The following is a 22,872-nucleotide window of genomic DNA, read 5'->3' as shown; positions in this document are numbered from 1 at the left end:
GATGGGGGCAACTCGGTCTTACTCCGGATTACGATTCCAGTATTTGAACAATGGCTCCGCCAGAAACAGCACAAACAGTAACCGCATCACCTGCATCGCTGTCACCAGCGGCACAGACAGTTGCAGCGTCTCCGCCGTCAGGCTCATTTCGGCGATGCCGCCAGGCATCATGCCCAGCGTCAGTGAACGCAGATCCAGATGAGTGAGCGCGCTCAAGCCCAACGCCGCCAGTGAGGCGATCAACATGGTCAACGCCGTGCCAATCAACGTCCGCCCCATAAAGGATGGCGCGCGACGGAAAAACTGCCGATTGAAGTGGCAACCCAAACCGCTGCCAATCAACCACTGGCCAATCTGACTGCCGCCATTGGGCAAGCCAATGTGCAGATCCCAGCCAATGCTCACCGCCGCACTCACCAGCAACGGCCCGAACAACCACGGATTGGGTTGACGCAAACGCTGCCAGAGCCACGCAAGCAAACCACCTGCCGGAAACAAAATCGCCAGCCAGCGCCAATCGACGCTGCCGGCATGAGAAATCGGTGTGCCATCGCCAAGCAAATACTTGAACGCCGCCGGCACGCACAACACCACCACCAGCACGCGCAAACTCTGCCCCGCCGCAACATGACTGAGCATCGCGCCGTTGCGCGCGCCGAGGTTGACCATCTCCCCGGACCCCCCCGGCATGCTGGAAAAAAACGCCGTGGCGCGATCCTCGCCAGTACGGCGCATCAACCACACACCGACCACCGCCGACAGGCTGGTGACCAGCGCGCCGAAGAAGATCAATCCGAAATGACTGAGCACCTGTTCCATCACCACCGGGGTGAAGTGCAGGCCGATGCCAATGCCGACAATCCACTGGCCGCACTTGCGGCCGCCAGGGATTTCCGTGAGTTGCCACGGGGTCAGGCAGCGCACGAGGATGATCGCCAGCAACGAGCCGACCATCCACGGCAGTGGCCAGCCGATCTGACTGGCGAGATAACCGCCGAGCAGACCGACCAGCGGGGTTCCCCACCAGGATTTCAGTGAGGCGCGATCAAACATCGGCGATGGCGCGACGCGCGACCGAACGTTTGCGCCAGATGCGCAGCAGCGGCATCAGCAGCATGATCGCGGTCAGCACCCAGACACCGAAGGTGATCGGGCTCGACCAGAGGATCTCCAGCGCACCGTTGGAAATCGACAGTGCACGACGCAGGTTCTGCTCCATCAGACCACCGAGGATGAAGCCCAGCAGCACTGGCGACAACGGGAAGTCGAGTTTGCGCAGGATGTAGCCGAAGATACCGATGCCGACCATCAGGAACAGGTCGAACGTGGTGGCGTGCACCGCGTAGACGCCGATCCCGGTAATGATCGCGATCACCGGCACCAGTGCCCAGTTCGGCACCGCGAGGATGCGGGTGAAGATGCGGATCATCGGGATGTTGAGGATCACCAGCATGATGTTGGCGATGAACAACGAGGCGATCAGGCCCCAGACGATGTCCGGTTGTTGCTGGAACAGCAGCGGGCCCGGGGTGATGTTGTACAGCGACAGCGCGCCGATCATCACCGCCGTGGTGCCCGAACCTGGCACGCCCAGCGTCAGCATTGGCACCAGCGCACCGCAGGCCGACGCGCCAATGGCGGTTTCCGGCGCGGCGAGGCCACGGGCATCACCCTGACCGAATTTGCCGCTGGCGCCGGCGATGCGTTTTTCGGTCATGTAGGCCACGGCACTGGCCAGCGTCGCGCCGGCACCCGGCAATACGCCCATGATGAAACCGAGCAGGCCGCAACGGATGTTCACCACGAACACCGAAGACGCTTCCTTGAAGTTGAACATCATCCGGCCGGTAGCTTTCACTGCTTCCTGGCCGCGATGGGTTTTCTCCAGCAGCAACAGAATTTCACTGACCGAGAACAGGCCCAACACCAGCACGACGAATTGAATGCCGTCAGTCAGGTGAATGTTGTCACCGGTAAAGCGGTAAACGCCGCTGTTGGCGTCGATGCCGACGCTCGACAGGAACAGGCCGATCAACGCCGCGATAAAGGTTTTCAACGGTCGATCACCGGCCATGCCGCCGAGACAGACAATCGCAAACACCATCAGCACGAAGTATTCCGCCGGCCCAAAGGCAATCGCCCATTTCGCCAGCAGCGGCGCGAACAACACCATGCCGCAGGTGGCGATAAACGCGCCGATAAACGAACTCCACGCCGACAGCGACAGCGCTACACCGGCCAGACCTTTGCGGGCCATCGGGTAGCCGTCGAGGGTGGTCATCACGGTCGACGCTTCGCCCGGAATGTTCAGCAGAATCGAGCTGATCCGCCCGCCGTATTCGCAGCCCAGATATACCGCCGCGAGCAGGATCAACGCCGACTCCGGCGGTAGGCCGAGGGCGAAGGCAATCGGAATCAGCAGTGCCACGCCGTTGATCGGACCGAGGCCCGGCAGCAGGCCGACGACAGTGCCGATCAGTGTGCCAGTCAGGGCCGTGACCAGGTTGTACGGGCTCAGCGCGACGCCGAAGCCTTGACCCAAATAACCGAGGGTATCCATATCAGTTCTCCAGCACGTCGAGCAGGCCAAGGGGCAGCGGAACGTCCATCACACGGTCGAACAGCAGGTACAGACCGATGGCCATCAGCGTCGTCACCACGATGCTCGGCATCCAGCGACCGCCATACAGGCGCGCCATCGGAATGCCGATGAGGATGCTGCTGAGGATGAAACCCAGCGGTTCGAAGAGGCCGGCGAACACCAGCAGCAGTGCGACGCAAATGGCGATCTTGGTCAGGGTTTCGCGATCCAGTGGCGGCTCGTCTTCACTGTGTTTGATCGGCGCCGGACGAAACACCATGTACAGCAGCGCCGCGCCCATCAGGCCGAGCATCAGCAGAGGGAAGGCGCGCGGGCCCACCGGTTCGTAGGAAAAAGCCGCTTGGTACGGCCACGCCATCAGTGCCAGGCCGGCGCAAACCAGCAACAACACGGAGGCGAAAATGCGTTGAATAAGCATGGGAGCTCCTGTGCTGCGTCCCCGTCAGCGGGAACGCAGCCGCTAGACAGGGACGATCACTGGATCAGGCCGAACTCTTTGGCCAGCACTTTGTAGTCCGCGACCTGCTTCTTCACGTAGGTGTCCAGTTCCGGGCCAGTCATGGCGAACGGGAACAGTTCACGCTGATCGCGCAGCTTGGCGAATTCCGGCGAGGCCAGCAGTTTGTCGAACGAGTCTTTCCACCAGGCGTAATCTTCGTCGCTGACTTTTGGCCCCAGGTAGAAGCCGCGCACCACCGGCCAGACGATGTCGTAGCCTTGCTCGCGCGCGGTCGGGATGTCTTTCATTTCCGGCTCGTCGAGACGCTTGTCGGCGAACACTGCGAGCAGACGCATGTCACCGCTCTGGATGTGCGGCATGGAGTCGGAGATGTCGGTACTGCCGACCTGGATGTGTCCGCCGAGCAGGGCGGTAGCGATTTCGCCGCCACCTTCGAGGGCGACGTAACGCAGGTCACGCGGGTTGATCCCGGCAGCCTTGGCGATCAGGGCGGTTTGCATCCAGTCCTGGCTGCCGACGGTGCCGCCGGAACCGATCACTACCGAGCTTGGATCTTTCTTCAGAGCCTGAACGAGATCGTCGAGGGTCTTGTAGGGCGAATCGCTTTTCACCGCGATGGCGCCGTAGCTGGTGCCAACCGCTGCCAGCCAGCGCACGTTGGTTTCATCGAAACGCCCGAACTTGCCTTGGGCCAGGTTCAGCAACGAACCGCTCGACCACGCCACCAGCGTGCCGGCATCGGCAGGGCGCTGAGCGACCACGGCGTTGTACGCCACCGCGCCGACACCGCCGGGCATGTAGGTGACGCGCATCGGTTTGGTCAGCAGTTTTTCGTTGACCAGTGCGCTCTGCACCAGTTTGCAGGTCAGGTCGAAACCACCGCCGGGGGAGGCCGGGGCGATACATTCCGGACGTTTCGGTTCAGCCATCAGTTGGCCGGCAAACAGGATGCAACTGGCGGCCAGTGCAACTTTACGCAGTGACAGGTTCATTCGATTCTCCACGGGCATTGTTGTTATTCGACGTGTTTTTCTTCAGCCGGCCATTACCACAACGCAACGCTGTAGCTCACCAGCAAACGCACTTCGTCTGCATCGCGAGCCGAGTAGTTGGAGCGGTAAGTGGCATTACGCAAACGCACGGCGACATCCTTCAAGGCGCCGCTTTGTACTACATATTTGATCTCGGTGTTGCGTTCCCACTCTTTGCCTTCTTCGCCGTTCTTGAGCTTGATGTTGTCACCGCTCAAGTAGCGGCTCATGAAGCTCAGGCCTGGAATGCCGAGCTTGGCGAAGTCAAAGTCGTAGCGAGCCTGCCAGGAGCGTTCTTCTGCGCCGGCGAAATCGTTGATCTGCACGAAGTTGACCAGATACGGGTCGCTGCCATCGACATACGGGAAGGCGCTGTCGCCGGACATGTGCTGATAACCGGCGCTGAACTTGTGCCCGCTCAGCGCATAGCTGACCAGGCCGTTGAGCGAGCGGTTGTCGATCTCGCCGCCACGGGCTGCGCCCTGATCATCACTGACGGCGAAACGCAGGTCAGTGGCAAACGTGCCCGGGCCCATCGGCCGCGAGGCGACCAGACCGAAGAAGTGCTGGTTATAGACTTCGTCGAGTTGAGCGAAGTGGTAACTGCCGGTGATCTTGTCGGTGAACTTGTAATCCACGCCGCCAAAATCGAAGTGCTTGCCGGCGGCGGTGCCGGCAAAACGGCTGTTCTTGTTATTGAGGGCGATGTCCTCGAAATCGGTGCTGTCGCGATCCTTGGCTTTCTCCAGACGGCCACCGGTGAAGGTCAGGTTCTTGATCTCTTTGGAGGTCAGTAAACCGCCTTCAAAGGTCTGCGGCAGAATGCGCCCATCGTTCGGTTTGAGGATCGGCAGTTCAGGAATCAGGCTGCCGATTTTAAGTTCCGTGGCAGAGATTTTCACTTTGCCGGTCAGGCCGACTTTCGAGTATTCGTCAGCCGCGCGCCCATCATCGTGGGTCGGCAGCAGGCCGGTGCCGGTGCGGTCCGGACTCGAATCAAGTTTTACCCCAAGCATGCCTAACGCATCGACACCGAACCCGACGGTGCCATCGGTGTATCCCGATTGCAGATTGAGCATGAAGCCTTGAGCCCATTCGTCACGCTTGGACTGCTGGGCACTGGTGCCATCGCGAAAGTCGCGGTTGAAATACATGTTGCGGGTTTCGAAGGTGGCGCTGCTGTCTTCAATGAAGTCGGCAAAACTCAACGGCGAAAAACCGGCAAGAGCGGCGGCACTGACGAGGGCGGTGTGGCTGAAACGGGAAGGGCGAACAGGCGTGGACGCCTGAGGCTGCATGGACGGCATGCGGGTGTACTCCGTTTATTGTTCTTATTGGTCGAAAACGCTTCGAGGCGTTTTTCGTTGCGCTGTGTGGCATCAGCGACGGCAGTCGGAACTGTCCGTGGGCCGACTCTAACCAGCTAACCTTTCGCTAACCTTTCAGCAGACTTTCAAGGTTTTCGGGCTTCACAGCGGCGGTTGCGGCTGTAAACTCCGCGGCAAAGCGTGGCGTTGGCCATCACTCAATGAGGTAAAAATCCATGCGTGTTCTGCTCGTCGAAGACCATCTGCAATTGGCCGAAAGCGTTGCGCAGGCGCTCAAGAGCACCGGTCTGACCGTGGATGTGTTGCACGATGGCGTGGCCGCCGATCTGGCGCTGGGCAGTGAGGAATATGCCGTGGCGATCCTCGATGTCGGCCTGCCACGCATGGACGGTTTCGAGGTCCTCGCGCGGTTGCGCGCACGTGGAAAAAATCTGCCGGTGTTGATGCTGACGGCGCGTAGCGATGTGAAGGATCGCGTCCACGGCCTCAATCTGGGCGCCGACGATTACCTCGCCAAACCGTTCGAACTGACCGAACTGGAAGCGCGGGTCAAAGCCTTGCTGCGTCGCAGTGTGCTCGGTGGCGAACGCCAGCAGCGCTGTGGCGTGCTGGCCTACGACCTCGACACCCGACGTTTCACCCTTGGCGAAGAATTGCTGACGTTGACGTCCCGCGAGCAAGCGGTGCTGGAAGCGCTGATTGCCCGGCCGGGGCGGGTGATGAGCAAGGAGCAACTGGCCTCCCAGGTGTTCGGTCTCGACGAAGAGGCCAGCCCCGATGCCATCGAAATCTACGTGCACCGCTTGCGCAAGAAACTTGACGGCCAACCGGTGGCGATCGTGACGTTCCGTGGTCTGGGGTATCTACTGGAAAGCCGCGATGCATAAGCCCAGCAGCCTGCGCTGGCGCTTGCTGTGGAACCTTGCATTGCTGCTGGTGGTGCTGATGCTCGCCAGCGGCTTGAGTGCCTACTGGAATGGTCGCGAAGCCGCCGACACCGCCTACGACCGCACGCTGCTGGCCTCGGCGCGAACCATCGCCGCAGGCCTGTCGCAACGTGACGGCACATTGAGCGCCGATGTGCCTTACGTGGCACTCGACACTTTCGCTTATGACAGCGCCGGGCGGATTTACTATCAGGTCAATGACATCCATCAGAAGCTGATTTCCGGCTATGAAAACCTGCCCGGGCCGCCACCGGGGACACCACGCACCGACAGTTACCCCGCGTTGGCGCGCTTCTATAACGCCACCTACAAAGGGCAAAACGTGCGCGTGGTCAGCCTGCTTAAAGCAGTGACCGAACCGAACATGAACGGCATGGCGGAAATCCGCGTCGCCGAAACCGATGAGGCACGGGTGAGCATGGCGCGCAGTCTGGCCGCCGATACCTTGCTGCGCCTGGGTATGTTGGCGATCGGTGCGTTGTTGTTGGTCTGGTTCGCGGTCAGTGCGGCACTGCGCCCATTGGAGCGCCTGCGCACGGCGGTGGAAGAGCGTCAGCCCGACGACTTGCGTCCGTTGCCATTGGTCGAAGTGCAGCATGAACTATGGCCGCTGGTGCGTGGACTTAACCATTTCACCGAGCGCCTGCGTGGGCAGTTTGAACGGCAGGCGCAGTTCATCGCCGATGCGGCCCATGAGTTGCGTACGCCTTTGGCAGCGCTGAAGGCGCGGCTTGAGTTGGGCCTGCGCTCCAACGATGCGGAAGTCTGGCGTTCGACGCTGGAGTCTTCGGCACAAAGCACTGATCGCCTGACTCATCTGGCCAATCAGTTGCTGTCGCTGGCACGCGTTGAAAACGGCGCCCGAGCGATTGCCGAGGGCGGCGCGCAGTTGCTCGATCTGAGTCAGTTGGCCCGGGAACTTGGCATGGCCATGGCACCGCTGGCGCACAAACGCGGGGTGGCGCTGGCGCTGGAGGCGGACGAACCGGTCTGGCTGCGCGGTGAGCCGACGTTGCTGAACGAGTTGCTGAGCAATCTGGTGGACAACGCCTTGGCGCACACCCCACCGGGCGGCAACGTGATTCTACGGGTGACCGCGCCGGCGGTACTTGAGGTTGAAGATGACGGGCCGGGTATTCCGCTGGAGGATCGCGATCGCGTGTTCGAGCGGTTCTACCGACGTAATCAGCAGGTGGCGGGCTCAGGGCTGGGGCTGGCAATCGTCGGTGAGATCTGTCGAGCGCATCTGGCCCAGATCAGCTTGCATGATGGCGAGCAGGCGGGGTTGAAGGTGCGGGTCAGTTTTATAGCCGGGTGATTGTGGTGGTTTTGCTGGCCCCTTCGCGAGCAGGCTCGCTCCCACTCTGGAATGCATTTTCCTGTGGGAGCGAGCCTGCTCACGAAGGGCGCGCCTCGGTCTCGGATCAGTAAAACATCGTCCGCGACTCTTCCAGATCCGCGCACAGTTCCTTGTTCTCCTGGTCGATCCCAAGCTTCCTGAACGCCGGAACTGTCATTGGATCAATCCGCGCAAACGGATGATCAGTGTCCTTGTGGCAATACAGGCTCGCCACTTGCACCAGATCGACGTAATCGATGGCCGTCGAATCGCGCTTGAAGTCCTGATAGCGCCCCGGCAACTCCACCAGACGTTCCGGAAACTCCCAGACCCGCAGGAGCTTGTCGCCCAGCAACGGATGAATGTGATCGATCACATGGTTGAGGCTGACCGGATCCGACAGCAGCTCATAGTGATCTTCGGCGTAGGTCAGAATCGGCAACACGCCGATCTGATGCACCAGCCCGCCGAGCGCTGCCTGATCGGGTTTGAGTTGTGTGTAGCGGCGGCACAACGCGTAACTGACCCCGGCAATTTCCAGGCTCTTGCGCCAGACTTCGCGCATCTTCTGTTCGACCACTTCGGAGCGGGCGTGGAAGATCTGCTCCATTACCAGACCGATCGCCAGGTTGCTGCTGTAGTTGATGCCCAGCCGGGTGATGGCGGTGTGCAGGTCGGTGACTTCCTGTGCGGCGCGCAGCAGCGGGCTGTTGACCACTTTGATCAGGCGCGCTGACAGCGCCGTGTCCCGGCCGATGACTTTGCTCAGGTCGCTGACGCTGATTTCCGGGTCTTCAGCGGCCTTGCGAATCTGCAGGGCCACTTCCGGCAACGTGGGCAGAACCAGGTCATCGTTATCGATGGCCTCAACCAAATCCTGTTGGACTTTTTCCGCCAGTTCGCTCATTTAAACTCTCTAGGGTGTTGCAACAAATGCTGCGATCAGCGCTGGATTTCGCGGTCGCGATCCAGTTCGTAAGGCAGGTCGAGCAGATGCAGCGCGGGACCTTCGAGGGTGCCCAGATGCAAATCACCGGCTTCGGCAGCTTCGGCCTGCAGCACCGCCAGGAGTTCAATGTTTTGCCCGGCCTTGGCGGCCAGCACCACTTCGCCGATGGAGCTGTTGTGGCTTGGTGCAAACAGTTGTGTGCCAGGTTCTGGCAGGTCAGCAGCGTCCAGGCTCAAGCGGTACAGACGACGCTTGAGTTTGCCCAGGTACTGCATGCGCGCGACGATTTCCTGGCCGGTGTAGCAGCCTTTCTTGAAACTCACGCCGCCAACGGCTTGCAGGTTGAGCATTTGCGGGATGAACAGCTCGCGGGTACTTGGCATGACCTGACCGATACCGGCACGGATCTGGCCCAGCAGCCATTGATTCAGCTCGGCTTCAGGCAGGGCTGCGGACAATTTGGCTTTGATCGCGTCAGCCTGATTGGCCGGTGCCCAGAGTTCGGCGCGATCCGGCGAGACGCGAATCGCGATCAGACCCTCATTACGCACAACGCTGTCGGTTTCCTCCGGCAGGTCCAGACCGAGGCTGGTCAAGGCGTTATCGCCATGCTCCAGGCCAAAACGTACCCAAGCGGCACTTTCGTCGGTCAGTTTCGATTTGGAGAACACCGCGTATTTTTTCAGGTCCGCCAGTTGCGGCTCCAGCAGCTCGCTGGCCATCGCCAGAACCACGCCGTCACCTTCGAGCAGAATGCGGAAGCTCGACTGCATCCGGCCTTTCTGCGTGCAGCGGGCGCCGAGGCTGGCGCGAGTGTCGCTGAGGTAATTGAGGTTGCAGGTCAACTGGCCTTGCAGGAATTTTCCGGCATCCGCGCCGCGAACCGCGAGAACGCCTTCATGAGACAGGGTGCAGAAAAAAGCAGAATCGGCCATGGGTCATCGCAGGGTAAATAGACTGGGGCACATCATAAGGGCGCGTTGTTGAAATGGGTAGTTGATAAAGGATCGGTGGTCCCCGACCAAAGCCGACTGTGCGACCTGTCTCGGGGCTGTATACTTGCCGCCAAATTTGAGGAGGGCTCCATGGTCGAACAAGTTGAACTGAATCGCCTCTTTTGGCACAGCCGTCGCGGCATGCTTGAGCTTGACGTGTTGCTGGTGCCGTTCGTGCAGGAGGTTTACGCGACGTTGAACCAGGTGGATCGCGATCTGTATGTCCGTCTGCTGACGTGCGAGGATCAGGACATGTTCGGTTGGTTCATGGAGCGCAGCGAGTCTGAAGATCCGGAACTGCAGCGCATGGTTCGCATGATCCTGGACCGTGTCCAGCCCAAGTAACACGTTCGAATGCCGCTGGCATGCCTCACGGCAGTTGCTGGCGGCGTATCTGCTGGCCCAGGCGTTCGCACTGGGTGCATTGTTTCTGCTATCGATTCCACTCTGGGCCAGTCTGCTCGGGGCTTTCGCCTGCCTGCTTCATGGCGTCTGGGTGTTGCCTCGGCAGATTCTGCTGAATCACCGTCGGGCTTTTCGCGGATTGCGCCGGGACGTCGATGGCTGGCAGTTGTGGAATCAGGCTGATGGTTGGCAGTCGGTGCAGTTGCGCCAGGACAGCCTCGCGCTGCCATTGATCGTGGTTCTGCGTTTTCGCCTGCGCGGCGAGTGGCGGGTCAGATCGATCTGTGTGCCCCGGGACTCGCAGGCGGCGGATCTGCACCGACGCCTGCGAGTACGGCTCAAGTTCAGCCGGCGTAGGTGGGCGGCACCAGAATAGTGTCGAGTGCCTCGGGCAGCAGATCAGGATAGTCGAGGGTGTAATGCAGGCCGCGACTCTCCTTGCGTTCCATGGCTGAGCAGATCATCAGTTCGGCGACTTGCGCCAGATTGCGCAACTCGATCAGATCGCGGCTGACTTTATAGTTGCTGTAGAACTCGTCGATCTCGTCCAGTAGCAGGCGCACACGGTGTTGCGCCCGTTGCAGGCGCTTGTTGGTGCGCACGATACCGACGTAGTCCCACATGAACCGCCGCAGTTCATCCCAGTTGTGCGCGATGATCACATCCTCGTCCGAGTCGGTGACCTGGCTGGCGTCCCAGACGGGCAGGGCGTTTGGCGCGGTGATATCGTCCAGTTGCGCGAGAATGTCGGCTGCTGCCGAACGGGCATAGACGAAACATTCCAGCAGCGAATTACTGGCCATGCGGTTGGCTCCGTGCAGGCCGGTGAAACTCGTTTCGCCAATCGCGTACAGGCCCGGCACGTCGGTGCGGCCATGTTGATCGACCATCACGCCACCGCAGGTGTAGTGCGCCGCCGGTACGACGGGAATTGGTTGTTTGGTGATGTCGATGCCAAATCCGAGGCAGCGCTCATAAACAGTGGGGAAGTGCGTCTTGATGAAGTCTTCGGGCTTGTGGCTGATGTCGAGATAGACGCAGTCGACACCCAGGCGCTTCATTTCGTGGTCGATGGCCCGGGCGACGATGTCGCGCGGTGCCAGTTCGGCGCGTTTGTCGAAGCGAGACATGAAGCGTTCGCCATTGGGCAACTTCAAATGCGCGCCTTCGCCACGCAGGGCTTCGGTGATCAGAAAACTCTTGGCCTGCGGGTGATACAGGCAGGTCGGGTGGAACTGGTTGAATTCCAGGTTCGCCACCCGGCAACCCGAACGCCAGGCCATGGCGATGCCATCACCGCAAGCGCCGTCGGGGTTGCTGGTATAGAGGTAGACCTTGGCGGCACCGCCGGAGGCCAGAATCACGAAGCGTGCACCGTAGGTGTCGACTTCGCCGGTTTTTCGATTGAGTACGTAGGCGCCGAGGCAGCGCTCGCCGTCCATGCCCAAACGTCGTTCGGTGATCAGATCGACAGCAACCCGCTGCTCCAGGAGCTCGATGTTCGAACGCTCTTTGGCCTGGGCCAGCAAGGTTTTGAAAATGGCCGCGCCGGTAGCATCAGCGGCGTGGATGATGCGCCGATGGCTGTGGCCGCCCTCTCGGGTCAAATGGAACTCGAACCCGCCGTCTTCAGTACCTGACTGATCGTCGCGGGTGAAGGGGACGCCTTGATCGATCAGCCACTGGATGGCTTCGCGGCTGTGCTCCACAGTGAAGCGCACGGCGTCTTCATGGCACAGCCCGCCGCCGGCGTTCAGGGTGTCGTCTACATGGGATTCGACAGTATCAGTGTCATCGAGCACGGCGGCGACGCCACCCTGGGCCCAGAAAGTTGAACCGTTGGCGAGATCGCCTTTGCTCAATACGGCAATGCGCAAATGACCTGGCAGGGTCAGCGCGAGACTCAAACCGGCAGCACCGCTGCCTATGACCAGAACATCGTGTTGGAATTGTTGGCTCATTACAGGATTCCGCTCAAAGCGACCCGGGTCGGGGGTGGTGCAAGACCGCTGGATCGGCGAGTCAAGACAGCCACACAGCCCACTAGTATATAGAGGGGGGGGACGGCACAATAGCCGGGCCGATATGGCATTGTGAAACTACTGTGACGGGAAAAAGGTGTGCTTCGTCGGAAGTTTTTTTTCCCTGTTTGGGGGAAAGGCGACTGTATCGGCGCTGAAACAGACGTTTTCTGCACAGAGTCGCCCAATGTCGGGTGGCGACGGCTATAAATAATTGGAACTTTTGCCAAAGGCCCAAGATCAATAGTCGGTGCCAGAGATAAGGGACAGTGTCGGCTTCAGTGCGGAATCCGCGGTTGGATTCCTGCCGGCGAAACCGATGACAAGATTATTCGCGCAGCCGGTTTATCCCGAGCTGCGTTTTTCGTGCGTGCCAAATCAGAGCCCGCAGGAAACTTGCCTGGAGGGGGAGAACTTTTGCGAAAAGCCCGAGTCTATGTTTGCAAGTCTGGTCGTTTAGTTATGCAAGTCTCCTTCGGGCTTATCGAGGAGTGTTCATGCTAACCCAGGAAGAGGATCAGCAGCTGGTCGAGCGCGTTCAACGCGGCGACAAGCGAGCTTTCGATCTGTTGGTGCTGAAATATCAGCACAAGATTCTCGGGTTGATCGTGCGTTTCGTGCACGACACCCATGAAGCCCAGGACGTGGCTCAGGAAGCCTTTATCAAGGCGTATCGAGCACTTGGAAACTTTCGCGGCGACAGTGCGTTTTATACGTGGCTGTACCGTATTGCCATTAACACGGCGAAGAATTACCTGGTTTCACGCGGCCGTCGGCCGCCGGACAGCGATGTAAGTTCCGAGGATGCAGAGTTCTACGATGGCGATCACGGCCTCAAGGATCTCGAATCACCAGAACGTGCACTGCTGCGGGATGAGATCGAAGGCACCGTCCATCGAACCATCCAGCAACTGCCAGAGGATTTGCGTACAGCTTTAACTTTACGTGAATTCGATGGTCTGAGTTACGAGGACATTGCGAGCGTCATGCAATGTCCGGTGGGTACCGTGCGCTCCCGGATTTTCCGCGCCCGGGAGGCCATCGATAAAGCCCTGCAGCCGTTGTTGCAGGAAAACTGAGACAGCGGCGACAGCCAAGAGAGGAACGCCATGAGTCGTGAAGCCCTGCAGGAATCGCTGTCCGCAGTGATGGATAACGAAGCGGACGAACTGGAATTGCGTCGGGTGCTCAATGCACTGGACGACGTAGAAACCCGTGAGACCTGGGCTCGTTACCAGATCGCTCGGGCAGCCATGCACAAGGATCTGCTGCTGCCACGTCTGGACATCGCTGCGGCAGTGTCTGCTGCACTGGAAGACGAAACGGCTCCGGCCAAAGTATCGCGCAGCCCATGGCGTAACCTTGGCCGTCTGGCTGTTGCAGCCTCGGTGACTGTTGCCGTTCTGGCCGGTGTTCGCCTGTACAACCAGGACGAAATCGCTGGTGTCGAACTGGCTCAGCAATCCAATCAGCCAACTCTGGCGACCCCACAGGTCAAAGGCCCGGCTGTTCTGGCAGGCTATAGTGAGAGTTCGGAAGCCACTGGCCCGATGGCCAACGGCGTACTGCAAGGTCAGCCAGGCTGGCACGATCAGCGTCTGCCAGGCTACCTGCGTCAGCACGCTCAGCAGGCTGCACTGAAAGGTACTGAAAGCGCGTTGCCATACGCACGTGCTGCAAGCCTGGAAAACCGTTAAGGAGGATCATGCGCGCCATACCTCTACTTTCGCTTCTGCTCAGTGGCTGGTTCATTGTTCCAGCCTACGCCGATGAGGCCCAGGACTGGTTGACCCGTCTGGGCCAGGCCGAGCAGCAGCAAAGCTTTCACGGCACATTCGTTTACGAGCGTAACGGTAGCTTTTCTACCCATAACATCTGGCATCGCGTCCAGAATGGCCAGGTCCGCGAGCGTTTACTTCAGCTCGATGGTTCGGCGCAGGAAGTCGTGCGCATTGATGGACACACTCAATGCGTCAGCGGCACCCTGATTGCCGGTCTGGGGGATTCTCCCAACTCGGCCGCTCGTCCTCTCGATCCGCAAAAGCTGAAAAACTGGTATGACCTCGCCGTCATTGGCAAGTCGCGTGTGGCTGGGCGGGACGCAGTAATTGTTTCGCTGACGCCTCGCGATCAGCATCGTTACGGTTTTGAGTTGCATCTGGACAAGAAAACGGGCTTGCCGCTGAAGTCGTTACTGCTAAACGACAAGGGGCAGTTGCTCGAGCGCTTCCAGTTCACCAGTCTTGATACTGATGAAGTCCCGTCTGACAAAGATTTGCAGGCTGACGCTGACTGCAAGGCAGTTACTTTGGACAGCGACAAGGCTTCGGCGGTCAAGGCCGCTCAGGTATGGCACTCTGAATGGTTGCCGCCGGGGTTCGAACTGACCAGCAGTACTTCGCACAAAGATCCGGAAACCAAGACTCAGGTCAACAGCTTGCTGTATGACGACGGTCTGGCGCGTTTTTCGGTTTTCCTTGAGCCATTGAACGGCGAAACCGTCACTGACACGCGGACACAGCTGGGCCCGACCGTTGCCGTTTCCCGCCGCCTGACCACGCCTGAGGGCGAAATGATGGTCACCGTGGTCGGCGAGATCCCGATTGGTACTGCCGAACGAATTGCTCTGTCGATGCGTAATACCGATGGCACTGCAACCAGCAAGCAGTGAGCTGATTTCAGTCGTTACCACTTCTTTGTCGAGACGTAGATGAAATGTTTGCTGAGCATTTTCATTTGCAAATACCCTGAAAATTTTTTATAGGTCAGAGCCTCACGGCTCTGGCCTTGTTTGTTGTTGCCGGAACAAAAATGCCGGTCGGTGGTTTCCGGTGTTCCTTGCTCCATATCGCTTAACCCTGCTCGTCGTAACGGGAGCTGTATGTCGATACCAAGTTTGAAATCTTATCTCTCCATTTTCGCCACCGTGCTGTTGCTCGGTCAGGCTGTACCTGCTGCGCAAGCAGCCGATCTGCCTGACTTCACCCAATTGGTCGAACAAGCGTCGCCAGCCGTGGTGAACATCAGTACCACGCAGAAACTGCCGGATCGCAAAGTGAACCAGCAGATGCCTGATCTGGAAGGCCTGCCGCCGATGCTGCGCGAGTTCTTCGAACGTGGCATGCCGCCTCAACAGCGTTCGCCGGGCGGTGGTGGTCGTCAGCGTGAAGCGCAGTCGCTGGGCTCGGGCTTCATCATCTCTCCGGATGGCTACATCCTGACCAACAACCACGTGATTGCCGATGCCGACGAAATTCTCGTCCGCCTCGCCGACCGCAGCGAAATGAAAGCCAAGCTGATCGGCACCGACCCACGTTCCGACGTGGCGCTGCTGAAAATCGAAGGTAAGGATCTGCCGGTATTGAAGCTTGGCAAATCCCAGGACCTGAAAGCCGGCCAGTGGGTCGTCGCTATCGGTTCGCCGTTCGGCTTCGACCACACCGTTACCCAAGGCATCGTCAGTGCCGTCGGTCGTAGTCTGCCGAACGAAAACTATGTGCCGTTCATTCAGACTGACGTGCCGATCAACCCAGGCAACTCCGGTGGTCCGCTGTTCAACCTGAGCGGTGAAGTGGTCGGCATCAACTCGCAGATCTACACCCGTTCGGGCGGCTTCATGGGCGTATCGTTCGCGATTCCTATCGACGTGGCAATGGATGTGTCCAACCAACTGAAGAGCGGTGGCAAGGTCAGCCGTGGCTGGCTGGGCGTGGTCATCCAGGAAGTGAACAAGGATCTCGCCGAGTCGTTCGGTCTGGATAAACCGGCCGGCGCGCTGGTTGCCCAGATTCAGGATGACGGCCCGGCAGCCAAGGGCGGTCTGCAAGTCGGTGACGTGATCCTGAGCATGAACGGCCAGCCGATCGTCATGTCTGCTGACCTGCCACATCTGGTCGGCGCGCTGAAGGCTGGCGCCAAAGCCAATCTGGAAGTGATTCGTGAAGGCAAGCGCAAGAACGTCGAACTGACGGTTGGCGCGATCCCGGACGAAGACAAAGAACTGGATGCACTGCCAAAGTCTGGCGCTGAAACCACCAGCAACCGTCTCGGTGTTGCCGTGGGCGAACTGACTGCCGAGCAGAAGAAAACCTACGACCTTAAAGGTGGTGTGGTGATCAAGGAAGTGCAGGACGGTCCTGCAGCGTTGATCGGTCTGCAACCAGGTGACGTGATTACTCACCTGAACAACCAGGCCATCGGCTCCAGCAAGGAGTTCGGTGAGATCGCCAAAGCGCTGCCGAAGAACCGCTCGGTGTCGATGCGCGTTCTGCGTCAAGGCCGTGCCAGCTTCATCACCTTCAAGCTGGCTGAATAACCCAGCGGTAAGGTAAAAAAGAAACCGCCTCGAAAGAGGCGGTTTTTTTATGCCTGCAGCTTTTGTCTTGGTGGGTAACGATCAGCCCATCATGTCCTTGATCATCCGCTCCTGCTCCATCAGCTCACGCTGACGGGCGTCAATCCGCGAGGACAGCGGGAAGTTGCTGCCAGCCTTGCGCTTGGCGAAGTCCAGTTGCTGGATGGCCTGGCGGTAGTCGCCGACCAGTGCGAAATATTCTGCGCGCGCCTGATGCAGGCCGATGATATTGCCCGACAAGCCACGAGTCTCTGCGACCTGATACCAGACGTCCGGATCATCCGGACGTGACTTGAGTAATGCTTCCAGTGCTTTCTCGGCATCCGGCGCGCGATTCTGTTTCAGCAGCAGATCCACCCGAACCTGATTCAGGGGATAGTTGCCCGGATATTGCGTGAGCATGCGGTCAACCCGCGATTGCGCATCCGGCAAACGATTATTGGTAATGTCCAGATCGACCTGAGCAAGGTTGTAGATGATTTCGTTAGGCGATGTTGCCAGCAATTGCTTGAGGTTCTCACGCGCCTCATTCAATTGGCCGCCCTTGATCTGTGCAATCGCCAGACCGTAGCGCGCCACATCGTTTTTCGGATTCTCATCCAGCTGCGCACGGAAACGCTTGGCGCCCAGGCCCGGGGTTTCTTCGTAGATCAACTGCACGCGCGCGCGGATCAACTGATAGCGCTTGGAGTCTTCAATGCCGCCCGGTTTGGCCTGTTCGGCGCGGTTGCGGGTGTCGGCGATACGCGATTCGGTCACCGGGTGAGTCAGCAGGAATTCCGGTGGCTTGGCGTCGAAACGATATTGACGCATCAAGCGTTCGAACATGGTCGGCATCGAGCGCGGGTCATACCCGGCCTTTTCCAGATTGAGAATGCCGATACGGTCGGCTTCCTGTTCGTTCTGACGGGAGAAGGTCCGCTGCGATTGAATCGCCGCCGCCTGAGTGCCGGCGATGGTCGCGATACCGGCGTCACCGCCGCCGGCTGCCGCAATGACAATCCCGGCCAGCAGCGCGGCCATCATCGGCACCTGCATCCGTTGCGAAGCCTCGACGCCGCGCGCGAAGTGGCGTTGTGACAAGTGCGCCAATTCGTGGGCAAGAACCGAGGCGTATTCCCCCTCGGTCTGTGCGTTGAGGAACAAGCCGCCGTTGACCCCGACCACACCACCCGGCGCGGCAAAAGCGTTGAGCTGCGGGCTGTTGATCAGAATGAATTCAAGGCGCCGGTCAGTGACCTGGCTGGTCTCCACCAACTTGTACACGCTGGATTCGACGTAGTCTTTGAGCTGTGGATCGTTGAGCTGTGAAACCTGGCTGCGCAACATCGCCAGCCAGGCGCGGCCGAGCTGGTATTCCTGTTGCGGCGAGACAATGGCAGAACTGGCGTCGCCGAGTGACGGCAGATCGTCGGCAAAGCCTGGTGAGGCGAGCAGGCAAGCGAGCGTCAGCAGGGTAGGGCGCAGAAAAGTCATGCACAAAGCCTTAGAAGACAAAGACCTTACTGTAGCCGGACACCGGAGCTGCGACCAGATATTCTAGGCAGCTCGACGACCCGAACCGGAGTGACGCAATGACTGACGCTGTAGCCCATGACGTGGAACTGGACGCCAGTGGCCTGAATTGTCCGTTGCCGTTGCTCAAGGCAAAAATGGAACTCAACAAGCTCCAGAGTGGCGCTGTTCTCAAGGTCATCGCGACTGATGCAGGCTCACAGCGTGACTTTCGCACCTTTGCCAAATTGGCCGGTCATACGCTGCTGCGCGAAGAAGACGAAGCAGGCGTTTACCGTTATTGGTTGAAAAAGGCCTGAAACTGACAGCGTAAAGACCTAAGGATTATTGATGTTCAAAGTGTTACGCGACTGGATTCAGCGCTACTTCTCCGATGAAGAAGCCGTGGTGCTGGCGGTGCTGCTGTTTCTCGCCTTCACCGCAGTGCTCACGCTTGGCGGCATGCTCGCGCCGGTGTTGGCGGGGATGGTGCTGGCGTATCTGATGCAGGGCCTGGTGGTCACGCTGGAACGTCTGCGCGTGCCGGGGGGCGTGGCGGTAGGGTTGGTGTTTGCGCTGTTCATGGGCGTGCTGATGCTGTTTATCGTCGTGGTGCTGCCGTTGCTCTGGCATCAGTTGATCACGCTGTTCAACGAACTGCCGGGCATGCTCGCCAAATGGCAGTCGCTGCTGTTGCTCTTGCCGGAGCGCTATCCGCATCTGGTGTCCGACGAGCAGGTTTTGCAGGCGATCGAAGCCGCGCGCGGCGAGATCGGCAAGTTCGGCCAATGGGCGCTGACATTCTCGCTGTCGAGTCTGCCGCTGCTGGTAAACATCATGATCTATCTGGTGCTGGTACCGATCCTGGTGTTCTTCTTCCTGAAGGACCGGGCCATGATCGGTGAGTGGGTGCGTGGTTATCTGCCGCGCGAGCGCGCGCTGATCACTCGGGTTGCGCAGGAAATGAACCGGCAGATCGCCAACTACATTCGCGGCAAGGTCATCGAGATCGTGATTTGTGGCGGCGTGACCTACATCGCGTTTGTCGCCCTGGGGCTTAATTATGCGGCACTGCTGGCGTTGCTGGTCGGTGTGTCGGTGGTGGTGCCGTATGTCGGCGCTGTGGTCGTGACCGTGCCGGTGCTGTTGATCGCATTGTTCCAGTGGGGCTGGAGTGATCAGTTCATCTATCTGATGGCGGTGTACGGCATCATTCAGACACTGGATGGCAACGTGCTGGTGCCATTGCTGTTCTCGGAGGCGGTCAACCTGCACCCGGTGGCAATTATCTGCGCGGTGCTGTTGTTTGGCGGGTTGTGGGGATTCTGGGGCGTGTTCTTTGCGATCCCGCTGGCGACGCTGTTCAAGGCGGTGCTGGATGCGTGGCCGCGCCGAGAGCCGGCGGTGGCGCCACTACTGTAGCGGTTGATGCAAATTGTTTGGTGACACTTAGGGCCCATTCGCGAGCAAGCTCGCTCCCACATTGGACTTGTGAGCGCCACAGATCCAATGTGGGAGCGAGCCTGCTCGCGAAGGCGTCAGTAAAAATGACGCAAAACCATCAGGCTTTATTCAGATCCTGAGCAGCAGCCAATACGGCATCCACATGCCCCGGCACTTTCACACCGCGCCATTCCTGACGCAGCACACCGTCCTTATCAATCAGGAACGTGCTGCGATCAACGCCCAGGTATTCCTTGCCGTACAGCTTTTTCAACTTGATCACGTCGAACAATTGGCAGACAGCCTCGTCCTTGTCACTGATCAGCTCAAACGGAAACTCCTGCTTGCACTTGAAGTTCTCGTGGGACTTCAGGCTGTCGCGGGAGATACCGAATATCTCGGTATTGGCTGCCTGGAACGCGGCGTACTGATCACGAAAGCCCTGACCTTCAGTGGTGCAGCCCGGCGTGCTGTCCTTCGGGTAAAAGTAGATCACCACTTGCTTGCCCTTCAGGGCAGACAGGCTGACGGTCTGCCCGCTAGTGGCAGGCGCTTCGAAATCGGCAACCGGTTGGTCGATGACAACGGCCATGAAAGCTTCCTTACATTGGGTTTTGTGGGCGCCAAGGCTCGATCAGTGCATCCAGGTTCATCGCATCGGAGAAATCGAGGAACTGGTCGCGCAGCCAACTGATCTGGGTGCCGGCCGGCAGGGTCACGGTGAACGTGGCGTTGAGCATGGTGCCGCCGGTCTGCGGCGCCTGATAGGTGTCGCAGGTCAGGTTTTCCAGTTCGACGTTGTGATCCATGAAGAACTGGCACAGCTCATTGATGATGTCCGGGCGATACGCCGAACTCACATACGCCACGTACGGCAGCGCCTGCGGACGATTTTCCAGCGGCGCGCTGCGCACCACGTTGACGGTGAAAGCATGTTTCTTGGACAGGCCCGACAGACTGCCTTCCAGGCGAGCAAGGGCGTCCCAGCTGCCGGAGACCTCAAGGATCAGCGCACTGCACTCGCCATGGCGAGTCAGGCGCGAAGTAACCACGGCGCAGCGATTTTCATGGCTGGCGCGGCACAGGACGTTAGTCAGCTCCATGGGGTTGGCGCCGAGGGCACTGATGACAAGGAATTGTTCGCGAACTGTGGGGGTGGACATGCAGCATTCCTAAAGCGATGAGCGGTCGGTAGGTTTACGGGCGTTGGCTGCCGTGGAGTGCCTGTTCTGGCGGTCCGTACAAAGAGGCCCGGCAAGCTCGCGGCTCGCTCCACTATAGCGGGAGCGCGCCGATGCGACGCAGGAACGGGGTCTGGGAGGCCGAAAAGGGAGGCTGGAACCCGGCGTACAAGCTGATCAGTACCGATCAAAGTCTGAAGGGTAGCGAAAAGCGGCGCCAAGGGGAATGGCGGCAGCGCAGTACTTCGCTTGTGCAAGCATCTTGGCGCCAGTACCATTACCGCTCTCTTTTTCCGGCAGGAGCGGTTTCATGATTGCGGGCAGTATGGTGGCACTGGTCACTCCCATGGATGCACAAGGGCGTCTTGACTGGGACAGCCTCAGCAAACTCGTGGACTTCCATCTCAAGAACGGCACCCATGCCATTGTCGCGGTCGGTACTACCGGCGAGTCGGCAACCCTTGATGTAGAAGAACACATCGCCGTCATCAAAGCCGTGGTCAAACAGGTTGCCGGGCGCATCCCGGTCATCGCCGGCACCGGCGCCAACTCGACCCGCGAAGCCGTCGAGCTGACCCGCAACGCCAAAGAAGCCGGCGCCGATGCCTGCCTGCTGGTCGTTCCGTACTACAACAAGCCGACTCAGGAAGGCCTGTACCAGCACTTCAAACACATCGCCGAGTCTGTCGACATTCCACAGATTCTCTATAACGTTCCTGGCCGCACCTCTTGCGACATGCAGGCCGAGACCGTGATCCGCCTGTCCACCGTGCCGAACATCATCGGTATCAAGGAGGCCACCGGCGACCTGAAACGTGCCAAAGCGATCATTGATGGCGTGAGCAAGGACTTCATCGTGCTGTCCGGCGATGATCCGACCGCCGTTGAACTGATCCTGCTGGGCGGCAAAGGCAACATCTCGGTGACCGCCAACGTCGCTCCGCGCGAAATGGCTGATCTGTGCGAGGCCGCGCTGAAAGGCGACGCTGACACCGCACGGGCGATCAACGAAAAACTGATGCCGCTGCACAAAGACCTGTTCATCGAAGCCAACCCGATTCCGGTGAAGTGGGCTTTGGTTGAAATGGGCCTGATGCACGAAGGCATCCGCCTGCCACTGACCTGGCTGAGCACACCTTGTCATGAAACGCTGCGCTCGGCCCTGCGCCAGTGCAGCGTCCTGGTTTAATTGAGGAAGTACAACGCATGAAGCGAATGGCCGGACTTTCCGCACTTGCCTTGATTATCTCCAGCACCAGTGGCTGCGGATGGGTCTGGGGCCCGGAAGGTTATTTCCGTGACCGTGGTAGCGATTACCTGGAAGCGCAACAGACTGCACCGATGCAACTGCCACCGGATGTCAGCACTTCCAAGCGTCTGGATCCGCTGTTGCCGATCCCGCGCAACGTTGCTGATGACACCGCCAAGGGCGAATACATTGTGCCGCGTCCTCAGCCGCTGTCGGCCGTTGCCGATGCCAGCGATTACTCGCTGCAGAAGAGCGGTGATTCGCGTTGGGTCGTAGCCCAGCACCCACCGGCCGAAGTCTGGCCAGTGGCGGTGCAGTTCTTCCAGGACAACGGTTTCCGTCTGGATGAACAGCGCCCGCAAACCGGCGAATTCACCACCACCTGGCAGCATTCCGACGAACTGTCCGCGTCCATGGCCAAGCGCCTGAGCGCAGCCGGTATCGCCAGCGACAGCGAAACCCGCGTACGTGTGCGTATCGAGCCGGGCGTGCAGCGCAACACCAGTGAAATCTACGTGGTCAGCGCCGAGCGTCCTGCCGGTAGCACTGCCGATGTGGCCTTCACCAACCGTTCGGTCAACACGGGTCTGGACGCGGCGCTGGTCGATGACATGCTCGCAAGCATGAGCCGGATCTCCGAGAAGGGCGGTTCGGTGTCGATGCTGGCCTCGCGTGATTTCGATACGCCGAGCCGTGTCAGCCTCAGCGAAGACGGCAGCGGTAACCCGGTGTTGAACGTCGGTAACGATCTGGACCGTGCCTGGTCGAGCGTTGGCCGTGCACTGGAACAAGGCGAATGGCGCGTTGAAGACATCAACCGCAGCCTCGGCCTGTACTACATCAACCTGGCCGAAAAAGCCGAGAAGAAAGACGACAAGCCTGGTTTCTTCAGCAGCCTGTTCGGCAGCGCGCCGAGCAAGGAAGAAGTTGAAGCCCGTGCCGAGCGTTATCAGGTTCGCCTGAGCAAGGTTGGCGAGAACATTCAGGTCACCGTCGAGAAAAACATCAACACCGTCGCGCCGGCTGAAGTGGCACGCAAAGTGTTGAGCGTGATTCAGGACAACCTGGGCTGAT

At 59.5% G+C, this 22,872-nt stretch carries 23 protein-coding genes; 12 read left to right on the top strand and 11 right to left on the bottom strand.

Annotation, left to right across the window (positions count from 1 at the left end; all coding sequences use genetic code 11):
- Window positions 1-18 precede the first annotated feature (18 nt).
- Genes ACM6JQ_RS08360 through ACM6JQ_RS08340 form a run of 5 tightly spaced genes read right to left on the bottom strand, consistent with a single transcriptional unit; the run spans window position 19 to window position 5,400 of the window.
- Complete coding sequence (locus ACM6JQ_RS08360) at window positions 19-1,053, bottom strand: AbrB family transcriptional regulator (RefSeq protein ID WP_095113791.1); 1,035 nt, start codon at window positions 1,051-1,053, stop codon at window positions 19-21.
- The gene (locus ACM6JQ_RS08355; RefSeq protein WP_007911435.1) at window positions 1,046-2,560 is read right to left on the bottom strand and encodes a tripartite tricarboxylate transporter permease; all 1,515 of its coding nucleotides are present in this window, start codon (window positions 2,558-2,560) and stop codon (window positions 1,046-1,048) included. The genes ACM6JQ_RS08360 and ACM6JQ_RS08355 overlap by 8 nt, the downstream gene beginning before the upstream one ends.
- A gap of 1 nt (window position 2,561) precedes the next feature.
- Window positions 2,562-3,020: a tripartite tricarboxylate transporter TctB family protein gene (locus ACM6JQ_RS08350; RefSeq protein WP_007911434.1), complete on the bottom strand. Its 459-nt coding sequence runs from the start codon at window positions 3,018-3,020 to the stop codon at window positions 2,562-2,564.
- Between the two features lie 56 nt (window positions 3,021-3,076).
- Window positions 3,077-4,054 carry a Bug family tripartite tricarboxylate transporter substrate binding protein gene (locus ACM6JQ_RS08345; RefSeq protein ID WP_007911432.1) on the bottom strand — a complete coding sequence of 326 codons (978 nt, stop codon included), beginning with the start codon at window positions 4,052-4,054 and terminating at the stop codon, window positions 3,077-3,079.
- 53 nt (window positions 4,055-4,107) lie between these two features.
- Window positions 4,108-5,400 (bottom strand): OprD family porin, encoded by a 1,293-nt coding sequence (locus ACM6JQ_RS08340; protein WP_007911430.1) that lies wholly within the window; start codon window positions 5,398-5,400, stop codon window positions 4,108-4,110.
- 236 nt (window positions 5,401-5,636) lie between these two features.
- Here ACM6JQ_RS08340 and ACM6JQ_RS08335 point away from each other — a divergent pair, with 236 nt between their 5' ends.
- On the top strand, window positions 5,637-6,308 hold the full coding sequence (locus ACM6JQ_RS08335; protein WP_007911422.1) for a response regulator: 672 nt from the start codon (window positions 5,637-5,639) through the stop codon (window positions 6,306-6,308).
- Window positions 6,301-7,686 (top strand): sensor histidine kinase, encoded by a 1,386-nt coding sequence (locus tag ACM6JQ_RS08330; RefSeq protein ID WP_007911421.1) that lies wholly within the window; start codon window positions 6,301-6,303, stop codon window positions 7,684-7,686. The genes ACM6JQ_RS08335 and ACM6JQ_RS08330 overlap by 8 nt, the downstream gene beginning before the upstream one ends.
- A 106-nt stretch (window positions 7,687-7,792) precedes the next feature.
- Here ACM6JQ_RS08330 and ACM6JQ_RS08325 read toward each other — a convergent pair whose 3' ends face one another.
- Together ACM6JQ_RS08325 and ACM6JQ_RS08320 are read right to left on the bottom strand one after the other, a co-directional pair.
- Window positions 7,793-8,614, bottom strand: a complete 822-nt coding sequence (locus tag ACM6JQ_RS08325; RefSeq protein ID WP_007911420.1) for an HDOD domain-containing protein — start codon at window positions 8,612-8,614, stop codon at window positions 7,793-7,795.
- 35 nt (window positions 8,615-8,649) lie between these two features.
- Window positions 8,650-9,591, bottom strand: coding sequence for a YgfZ/GcvT domain-containing protein (locus tag ACM6JQ_RS08320; protein WP_123376319.1), 942 nt, complete (start codon window positions 9,589-9,591; stop codon window positions 8,650-8,652).
- A 150-nt stretch (window positions 9,592-9,741) separates the two neighbouring features.
- Between ACM6JQ_RS08320 and ACM6JQ_RS08315 the strand changes: the two genes are divergently transcribed.
- Both ACM6JQ_RS08315 and ACM6JQ_RS08310 read left to right on the top strand, forming a co-directional pair.
- The gene (locus tag ACM6JQ_RS08315; RefSeq protein WP_007911418.1) at window positions 9,742-9,996 is read left to right on the top strand and encodes a succinate dehydrogenase assembly factor 2; all 255 of its coding nucleotides are present in this window, start codon (window positions 9,742-9,744) and stop codon (window positions 9,994-9,996) included.
- Window positions 9,980-10,432 (top strand): protein YgfX, encoded by a 453-nt coding sequence (locus tag ACM6JQ_RS08310; protein WP_095113789.1) that lies wholly within the window; start codon window positions 9,980-9,982, stop codon window positions 10,430-10,432. The genes ACM6JQ_RS08315 and ACM6JQ_RS08310 overlap by 17 nt, the downstream gene beginning before the upstream one ends.
- Here ACM6JQ_RS08310 and nadB read toward each other — a convergent pair.
- Window positions 10,401-12,017 (bottom strand): L-aspartate oxidase, encoded by a 1,617-nt coding sequence (gene nadB, locus ACM6JQ_RS08305; RefSeq protein WP_007911416.1) that lies wholly within the window; start codon window positions 12,015-12,017, stop codon window positions 10,401-10,403. The genes ACM6JQ_RS08310 and nadB overlap by 32 nt on opposite strands.
- A gap of 557 nt (window positions 12,018-12,574) precedes the next feature.
- Here nadB and rpoE point away from each other — a divergent pair.
- The 4 genes from rpoE to ACM6JQ_RS08285 all read left to right on the top strand — a co-directional run bounded on the left by rpoE (window position 12,575) and on the right by ACM6JQ_RS08285 (window position 16,392).
- Window positions 12,575-13,156: an RNA polymerase sigma factor RpoE gene (gene rpoE / locus ACM6JQ_RS08300; RefSeq protein WP_003172477.1), complete on the top strand. Its 582-nt coding sequence runs from the start codon at window positions 12,575-12,577 to the stop codon at window positions 13,154-13,156.
- Between the two features lie 30 nt (window positions 13,157-13,186).
- The gene (locus ACM6JQ_RS08295; RefSeq protein ID WP_007911408.1) at window positions 13,187-13,774 is read left to right on the top strand and encodes a sigma-E factor negative regulatory protein; all 588 of its coding nucleotides are present in this window, start codon (window positions 13,187-13,189) and stop codon (window positions 13,772-13,774) included.
- An 8-nt stretch (window positions 13,775-13,782) separates the two neighbouring features.
- Window positions 13,783-14,748, top strand: a complete 966-nt coding sequence (locus ACM6JQ_RS08290) for a MucB/RseB C-terminal domain-containing protein (protein WP_414893544.1) — start codon at window positions 13,783-13,785, stop codon at window positions 14,746-14,748.
- 210 nt (window positions 14,749-14,958) lie between these two features.
- Window positions 14,959-16,392 carry a DegQ family serine endoprotease gene (locus ACM6JQ_RS08285; protein ID WP_007911403.1) on the top strand — a complete coding sequence of 478 codons (1,434 nt, stop codon included), beginning with the start codon at window positions 14,959-14,961 and terminating at the stop codon, window positions 16,390-16,392.
- Between the two features lie 81 nt (window positions 16,393-16,473).
- Here the strand turns inward: ACM6JQ_RS08285 and ACM6JQ_RS08280 are convergent, their stop codons facing one another.
- The gene (locus ACM6JQ_RS08280) at window positions 16,474-17,907 is read right to left on the bottom strand and encodes a M48 family metalloprotease (RefSeq protein WP_016984698.1); all 1,434 of its coding nucleotides are present in this window, start codon (window positions 17,905-17,907) and stop codon (window positions 16,474-16,476) included.
- Window positions 17,908-18,005: 98 nt separating this feature from the next.
- Between ACM6JQ_RS08280 and ACM6JQ_RS08275 the strand changes: the two genes are divergently transcribed.
- Window positions 18,006-18,245: a sulfurtransferase TusA family protein gene (locus ACM6JQ_RS08275; RefSeq protein ID WP_007911399.1), complete on the top strand. Its 240-nt coding sequence runs from the start codon at window positions 18,006-18,008 to the stop codon at window positions 18,243-18,245.
- A gap of 31 nt (window positions 18,246-18,276) precedes the next feature.
- Window positions 18,277-19,347, top strand: coding sequence for an AI-2E family transporter (locus tag ACM6JQ_RS08270; protein ID WP_007911397.1), 1,071 nt, complete (start codon window positions 18,277-18,279; stop codon window positions 19,345-19,347).
- A gap of 139 nt (window positions 19,348-19,486) precedes the next feature.
- Here ACM6JQ_RS08270 and ACM6JQ_RS08265 read toward each other — a convergent pair whose 3' ends face one another.
- Both ACM6JQ_RS08265 and ACM6JQ_RS08260 read right to left on the bottom strand, forming a co-directional pair.
- Entirely contained in the window at window positions 19,487-19,960 is a 474-nt protein-coding gene (locus tag ACM6JQ_RS08265; RefSeq protein ID WP_007911395.1) for a peroxiredoxin, read from the bottom strand.
- A gap of 10 nt (window positions 19,961-19,970) precedes the next feature.
- A complete protein-coding gene (locus ACM6JQ_RS08260) occupies window positions 19,971-20,531 on the bottom strand; it encodes a glycine cleavage system protein R (RefSeq protein ID WP_007911394.1) in 561 nt (186 codons plus the stop codon).
- A 328-nt stretch (window positions 20,532-20,859) separates the two neighbouring features.
- Between ACM6JQ_RS08260 and dapA the strand changes: the two genes are divergently transcribed.
- Window positions 20,860-21,738, top strand: coding sequence for a 4-hydroxy-tetrahydrodipicolinate synthase (dapA, locus tag ACM6JQ_RS08255; RefSeq protein ID WP_007911392.1), 879 nt, complete (start codon window positions 20,860-20,862; stop codon window positions 21,736-21,738).
- A gap of 17 nt (window positions 21,739-21,755) precedes the next feature.
- On the top strand, window positions 21,756-22,871 hold the full coding sequence (bamC, locus tag ACM6JQ_RS08250; protein WP_095113787.1) for an outer membrane protein assembly factor BamC: 1,116 nt from the start codon (window positions 21,756-21,758) through the stop codon (window positions 22,869-22,871).
- The last annotated feature ends 1 nt before the right edge of the window (window position 22,872 follow it).

Origin of the sequence: Pseudomonas sp. IT-232MI5, from assembly GCF_949767845.1 — a bacterium.
GTDB lineage: Bacteria > Pseudomonadota > Gammaproteobacteria > Pseudomonadales > Pseudomonadaceae > Aquipseudomonas.
This window is presented reverse-complemented; position numbering and strand designations above follow the sequence as displayed.